This window comes from Chlorogloea sp. CCALA 695 (genome assembly GCF_003003885.1).
Classification (GTDB): Bacteria; Cyanobacteriota; Cyanobacteriia; order Cyanobacteriales; family Chroococcidiopsidaceae; genus Aliterella.
Genome location: NZ_PVWN01000107.1, coordinates 1 through 7457 on the forward strand (window position 1 = coordinate 1; position 7457 = coordinate 7457).

The window sequence follows — 7457 nt, forward strand, 5'->3', positions numbered from 1 at the left end:
TTTTGGTACTGCGCGTGGAAATATAACTTACCTATTACCCTAGCGGAGGGAGCAAAGAAAGCAGCTAGTTTACTGAGCCAAGGTCACGTTGCCATTGGGCTACCAGGAATCTACGCGGGTTATCGCAGTAAGAATGAACAAGGAAGACCAATAAAGGCTCATTTGCATGAAGAATTGGCAGTTTTCGCCACGCTAGGGCGCGACATTAGTTTCTGCTTTGACTACGAGACGCGCCCAGAGACAAAGCGGAATATCGAAATTGCGATTTCTCGTACTGGTAGTTTGTTGCAACAGCAAGGAGCAAAAGTCAGCGTGGTCAGTCTGCCGGGACCAGAAAAAGGGGTAGATGACTTGATTGTGGCTCATAGCCCACTTGCTTACGAACAAGCGGCATCAGTGGCACTGCCATTACGACAATGGCGCGAACACAACAAGCAAGAACGGCATTTAGCCATAGTGCCGCCTAAAAAATTGAGTATTGAACAAAGGAAACAGAGGCTAAACCAATCGCTATCGGGTCAGCCACCCATCCACGACCAAAATTTAAACCGATCACTAGAGGAAATTTCCGATGACATTATCGAACAGCGACAATTCAACAATGAACGTACAACAGATAGAGGCGTTAACCAAAGCCATGACTTCATTGACCAAGAAAATCACCCAGTTAGAGAAAACCAACAACCAACTTACGAGCAGCAACAGTCAATTGAACGAACAAATCCTGCGCCTGGAAGTTACCCAGACCGAGAACCTGAGCGAATTGAAAGCCAGTCATCTGAACTTCTTACAGCAATTAGCCGATACCTTGAACTCCAAACCGTCGAGCAACTTGGAGCCGACATTGCAGAGCTTAACCGAAGCCTTGCAGATGGTTGGGTTCGAGGTCAGGGAGCAGCGTTCCTCACAAGTATCCTTGACCGACAAGATCCAACAGTTATTGACCGCGCAGCAGGTAATGAAAGTGTTGAGCAGCGAGGTGGAAATGACGGGCGAGTAAGCGGACAATTGAATGAAGCGATGCCGGGTACGGCGGGCGCAGCCATCGCCAATCACCTTAATGTCGAAGCCATTGCCCAAAGTGCGATCGCTCAAGACTTACATAATTTATGCCAAGACTTCTTGGGCAACCAGTCCCAGGTATTAAGCTCGGCAATGCGACAGCTTGAATCCGCGCTGCCTAGCGAACTATCGCAATCAAGCCTAGAGGTAGCCCCAAGCGTTGAGGTACAGAGTCAAGCTGCTCGTGCAATCTCAAATTACCTAACAGCACGAACCATCACCCAAGCGCCCCTAACCCAAGAGCTTCTACCTTTAAGTCAACAGCTAAAGGGACTTCATGGGCAAGGGCTGACTAGCGCCATACATCAACTAACCAAAGTGATTGAGGAGGTGATTGCATCACAGCCCAAATCCCAAGTAGACCAGGAGCAACTTAACGAGCAATCAATACAATCCGTCGTCAGGCACACTCAGCTTGAGGAAGTCGCTTTACCCCTACTTCAACCGCTAACTGATCTCACGCAGCAGCTAGGGGACGAGCAATCGCAATCGTTTGAATCACTCAAAGTGCTTGATACAGTAATTTCTGACTACTTAGCCCAAACCCAAGCAACAGTCGCGGCTCTCAAACAAAAAACAAATCAGCAAGCGCTCTTGGCAGCATCAAACCATGCTGAACAGGAAACTATTGCCTCAGCTTTGGCTCTGACAGTATCACCATTAATAGAAGAATTGTCCCAACATCGGCAGCAGTTAGCCCAGGGGAAAACTGCTCTCAATTCCTTAGAGCAATTACTTGATAGGCTGACTGCTGACCGCACTATTAGCACTGTTGCAGGCTATATCGAGCGTGCCAGTGTAACCCAGTACCAGAATATTCCCACAGCGCTAAAAAGCTTAACTACTGACCTCCAAGGTGAGCAGGTTAATTCGCTTGCAGCATTAAATAGGCTTGACGTTGTAATTTCTAGCTATTTGGAACAAGCCAAAGCAAGAAAGGCACGGCACGAGCAGCAGATAGTTACAGGCATCAGTGAAGCCGTATCAAAACACGTTGAGCAATCGGCTGTTGAAACACTGCCTTTAGTTGAAGCTTTGACTGATTTGACACAACAGCTTAAATCCAACTTTGAGCAGACTGCTGGAGCAATTAATCAACTTGACGGTGTAATTTCCGGCTACCTGCAACAAATCGAGCCTTTATTAAAGGACAAACAACAGCAAATAACTAATACTGCGATCGCATCTATTTCCCAGCAGATCAATTTGTCAGCGATTGGTTCAACAACTACTATTTCTGCTTGTAAACAGATTGGGGAGGATTTAAGTATGCTCCAAACCGCTAGCAATACCCAGGCACTCAAGAAAGTCCACGCGGTAATCGCTACACATACAAAAGAGACTGTAATTACTCTTGCCCAACAATTGCGCGATCTTCCCCTTGATGAGATAGCAATTCGCTTGGGGCTAACGCAAGACAAATACGATAAGCACAAATGGCGCGGCGAAGGACAAATTATCAGCATCAATGACCAGAAGTTTTACGACCACGCCAACCTCAAAGGGGGATACGGGGCAATTGATTTAGTTATGTACGTCCAGGCGCGTGAGTTTAAAGCAGCGCTGCAATGGTTAGCTGATAGCACACTTGAACTACCACCTGTCCCCAGGCGATCACCTCAACCACAACCACAAGCTCAGGAACGTCAGCCCTTTGGGCCGCCAACCCCAGACGAGTTAAAATGGTTAGCTGTACGCCAATACCTTATCCAAAAGCGCCAATTACCCGTAGCCTTGGTCGATGAACTACATAGCCAGGGCAAAATCTACGCTGATGCCAAGCAAAATGCTGTGTTTCTGCGCCAAGACATTGAGGGCAATCTTACTGGAGCCAGCTTGCGCGGTACATACAACGATAGTTCTTTCAAAGGTCTAGCAACGGGCAGCCAACGCGCGGGCGGTTGGTTCTCCTTTGTTCAAGGTGAAGGACAGCTACAGCGAATTGTACTGGTAGAGTCAGCTATCGATGCTTTGTCCGCCGCAGCTTTAGCCGAGCAACCTGGACGAACGATGTTTGTGTCCACTGATGGCGCTGGTTCTGTACCCACCTCTTGGCTAAGACAGCAGCAACAACAAGGAGTAGAAATTGTTGCCGCTCACGACAGCGATCGCCCTGGAGAAGATATGGCATGGCGATTAGCTGCTGAACTTGGGTCAGTTATTAGAGCAACGCCGACTGTTGGTAAAGACTGGAACGAACAGTTAAAGGGCATCGGGTCACAACCAGATGTATCTGGGTGGAAGCTGGTCGCACAGGCAATTGGTAAGCCCGATGCTTACATCAGCCGGATTGAGGCGGTTGTCGCTTCTGGTCAAGGACTATCAACCGAGGCAGCAGCAGCAATGCGGCTGGACTTTGATACCTATAAGCAAACTGCTAATGATTTATGGCAGTGGTATCAGGCAGCTAGGGATATCGGTAAACCTGATGCTTACCTGGGGCGGATAGCAGAAGTTGCGATCGCCTTCCATCACCCCAAAACGCCTACACCTTTAACTCAACAAGCTGCTGTCACCATGCAGCAAGACTTATTACAGCACGAACAATTACTAACTTCTTCTTTGTGGCAGTATGATAACCCGATCACTGACCTCACTCGTCCGATGAGGACAGATTCTATTGTCGCTCATACAGATGCTAAAGATAGCTCCAGCCTTCAGCAAGAGCGGCTGAATACTAGAGCAGTGGAATTAAGTATCAAGTTGCTCTCCACGTTTGCTAAGAATCAGCGCAGTGATCATGTGTCGTGGACTGGTGGATGGTACACCATCACCAAGGTTGGTTCAGATGTCAAAATAAATTGCAGTCAAAGGCAGTCAACAATATTAGAGTTATCCAATGGCAATCTTCAAGGCAGCATTACTCAAAGAGATATCGAGAAGTTTGAAGGGTTGCTAGAGGCAATAAAGGCAAAAGAAATAGCTAAACAAGCTGAACTTTAATTAACGAAATTAATTGGAGAATGCGATACAGGTCTTGCTTAAAATTAAAGAGAAGTGAGTTAGAATAAACAACCAATTCCTGTTACAAGTAGTGGCTAGTAATAAGCGGGAGTATTGAATTATGGTAAATACATTGCCAAAAACTATTACGGAAACATCGCTTTACAGTTGGTTGCGAGAATATATTGAATACGCAGGCTTAGAAAGTATTCATCAATCATTAGCCGAAATTAGAGATGCTATGTCAGCAGCTTCTCTTGAATACGTTATCAAAACTGATAATGTACAGGAATTATTAGATGAACTAGATTTGCCTGTACTTATAGAAGATGAAACTGGGCGAATTGCTTTGGCTGCCGTAACCAATGAGCAAGAAGCTGATGCAATGTTGGCAAAACATTCTGATGAAAAATATGTCTTGCTACGCCAATCACTAGGTATAGATTACTTAGTGATTTTGCAAGTAAATGAAAATTTAGGTCATACGCGAAATGACATTTTTGAAGCTTATGTAGAATTCTCTGCACTACCAGAGAAGCCGGAGTGTCTGATCATTTCGCTTTAGAGCTTCATGGATGAACCACGACGGCTGACTGGAGAAGAATTAGAAAATTTCTTCAAGGATTTTGCCAAGCAAGCAGGCATTCTAGAATCAAAGGTTTCCACATTAGAAGATGTAGTCAAGCTATTTGAGGCAAAACTGCCCTACAAATTTGCTAAAGCTGAACGCTTTGTTAAAGATGATTATCCTAGCGCTGGTGAATGGTTTGATAAAATACTTAACCACAGAACGCTTCCCCTCATCCGTGAAGACATCAAAGAGAAATTAACTAATCGGCTACTCGATTTAGTGATTGCGACTGATGCAGTAGTTAAAGTTAGAGGGAATGATGGAATTGAAAAGAAAATTGCTGTTGATGTCACTGCCAACTTTTCTAAAGAACAAGAAAAAGTTGATAAAATTCGCGGGATATCTGGACCGCTCTCTAGACCAGTAAATCATAGCCAAAACCTTCCCCAAGTAAGGGAGGCGCTGGGGATTGAAAAACATATTATTCTGGTGATGAATAATATGACAAATAATCTTCCCAGCTTTGAAAAGCTGCTTGCCGAAATCTATGCTTTCGCTAATGTACAATCTAAAACACAAGTATTAGACTTACGACAGCTAAGTGATGACCAAAAACTTGATTGGAAAAGAGATGTAGAGGAGAATCCCCGAAGACTTTGGCGACAATATAGCCAAGGTATGACCTCAAAAATTCCCTTAGAGCGATCTATAGAAGTTGCCAATAGAGCAATTGGTAGGGGTTTCACGAGAGATGTAATACTCAAGATGCTCGTTCTAGACCCTGAATATAAACGCCTTGTCAACCAAAATAAGGGCGATCGCCTTAATGCTGACAAGTATGCAGGGCTTGTTTATACTAGAGCAATTGATAAATTATGCCTAGCCCAAGCTGCCAATCCTATGCAACAGAAGATTAACCTGGAAGGATTGAGGTGTAGCGAATTTGTGGTTAGAGCAGTAGGTAAAGATAATCAAAAGGGAGAAAGAGTTTTCCAAGTCAGTAATGGCTGGGTATTTCGGCAGAAAGGCGAAGATTTAACGCTCGATACCCGAAGCGATCGCGGCATTATTCTAGAGTTCAAAAACAGATCGCTCAAAGGAATATTGACATCTACTGACTTGGAAAGGCTTAAGAAGTGCGTAAGTGGTTTGCAGCAAGTAATGCAGGAGCAGAAAAATACAGAGTCTAATTTAGATATTTAAGCCTGTCGCCATATTAAATGCTGAACAAAGAAGATTAGTCCTGAATAAGATACTAAGGGGATTAGTTGAAATAGCATAGTCTTAGCATAAAACTCAATCCTAATTTATCGATAAAACACCACCAAGTTCTAAATAAATTACTTAACAAACGGGTTAACTATATGTTGTTCCAATCATATTTTCTACTTCGGGGCGAGATAACAATTCCCATGCTTGTTCTTCATTCTTCATTTCATATACTTTGCCATTCCATTCAATTAGAATTCTATGAAAATCCTCCATTTCTGAAAATAGCCCTTCTTGTCCCTCTGGACAGTGAGATATCCAAATCGTTGTAGCTGGGTCAAGATTATATTTATCAGTAATACCAGTTATAACTTCTTCAATTTTGTTGATTGCCGAAGTCCCTTGATTTGCGTCTAATTCCTCAATTATTACTACATTTTTATTCTCTGAAACGGTATAAATTGCGATTTTGCAATAAGACTCTTGCAAAATTCCCTCAAAAGGAAAGATAGCTTTCTGTACGTGTCTTGGATTCATTTTAAATACTTCCTCTATCTAATTTAAATAAGTTAATCAGCGACCTTTCCTACATATAACAAATCTACGAGACTATTTTTAAAAGATCGCATCTTGGAGCAAAGCACCTGATAGGTTTGTACCTTTGAGATTTACACCTCTAAGATTAGCTGCAATTAAAGTTGTTTGGCTTAAGTCAGCATGGGCTAGATTTGCTCCTTCCAGATTTGCATTAGTGAAGTCAGCACCGCTCAAGTTTGCTCCCTCAAAAATCGTATCCATAAACTGTCCCTCCTGCAAGCTGCTCTTTTGTAAATCGATTCCTGTAAGTATGGCTTCCACAAAGTCGATTCCTGGCAAACTTACACCTTTTAAAGATGCCCAGCTTAAATCGATCCCTGAAAAGTTGCGCTCTCCTGAAGCATACTCATCGAGTAGCCGAGAGACGGCTTTAAAGTCGCAGGCTTTATCGATTTCTTCTTGAAAATTCTCGAAAATGTCATCGGGTTCATCATTCCCAGGCTGGCGATATCCTGCAAACTGTTGAGCCAGCGCCCACTTATAGAATAGCCATTGCCCAGCTAATTGACCCCCTGGGATATGACCACAGCTTACTTCCTCTAATAGTATTTCTGGGTCTGTCCCGATGTAAAAAGCAGCTTCGTCTAGGGTTAGAATATCTTTTTTCTGAATTTCCTGGTAATTCAACTCCCTCTTGTACCGTTGACGAGACGGAGAAGCTACTGGCGGAAACCGAAATGCTAGTTTTACCCCTTGAAGCAATTGTGCCAATAATGCTGAAGTTGTCATAAGTTGTTGTTCCTAATGTTAAGAAGGAGATTTAAGCAGGTTGCCCTAAGCCAAACTCTAATTCCATTTGTTTTTGTACCCACTCGAGGGGTTTTTCCTTCCTTTGCGCGATCGCCTGCAAATACTTGAGATATTCAGTGCGTTGCTGCGCTGTCGGTTTAGTTCCGAAGATGGCGCTTCGGGACCAACTGGTGGGCGACCAGTAGCCGTAGCGCTCCTTGAAGTTCATTGCAGCCCAGCCTGGGGCAAAGTTCTTATCGTAGGCTGATCGCAAGCTTTTCCTATAAAACTCATAGCGTTCAATATCTGCCTCGCTTAGTAGTTGTTCTAGCCCTGGAACTAAGTA

General features: G+C 43.9%; 5 protein-coding genes and 1 pseudogene. 3 read left to right on the plus strand and 3 right to left on the minus strand.

The features are described from left to right. The 3 genes from C7B70_RS24535 to C7B70_RS24545 all read left to right on the plus strand — a co-directional run. The coding region (locus C7B70_RS24535; RefSeq protein WP_146134165.1) for a DUF3854 domain-containing protein at positions 1-4005 on the plus strand (4005 nt) is incomplete at its 5' end. Positions 4006-4126: 121 nt separating this feature from the next. After that, positions 4127-4570, plus strand: coding sequence for a hypothetical protein (locus C7B70_RS24540; RefSeq protein WP_106371523.1), 444 nt, complete (start codon positions 4127-4129; stop codon positions 4568-4570). Between the two features lie 6 nt (positions 4571-4576). Continuing rightward, the gene (locus C7B70_RS24545) at positions 4577-5779 is read left to right on the plus strand and encodes a hypothetical protein (RefSeq protein WP_106371524.1); all 1203 of its coding nucleotides are present in this window, start codon (positions 4577-4579) and stop codon (positions 5777-5779) included. Positions 5780-5932: 153 nt separating this feature from the next. Here the strand turns inward: C7B70_RS24545 and C7B70_RS24550 are convergent, their stop codons facing one another. The 3 genes and pseudogenes from C7B70_RS24550 to C7B70_RS26670 all read right to left on the minus strand — a co-directional run. Beyond that, the gene (locus tag C7B70_RS24550; RefSeq protein WP_106371525.1) at positions 5933-6322 is read right to left on the minus strand and encodes a hypothetical protein; all 390 of its coding nucleotides are present in this window, start codon (positions 6320-6322) and stop codon (positions 5933-5935) included. A 78-nt stretch (positions 6323-6400) separates the two neighbouring features. Then, positions 6401-7111 carry a pentapeptide repeat-containing protein gene (locus C7B70_RS24555; protein ID WP_106371526.1) on the minus strand — a complete coding sequence of 237 codons (711 nt, stop codon included), beginning with the start codon at positions 7109-7111 and terminating at the stop codon, positions 6401-6403. Between the two features lie 31 nt (positions 7112-7142). Then, positions 7143-7457, minus strand: a pseudogene (locus C7B70_RS26670) (hypothetical protein); the annotation flags it as partial.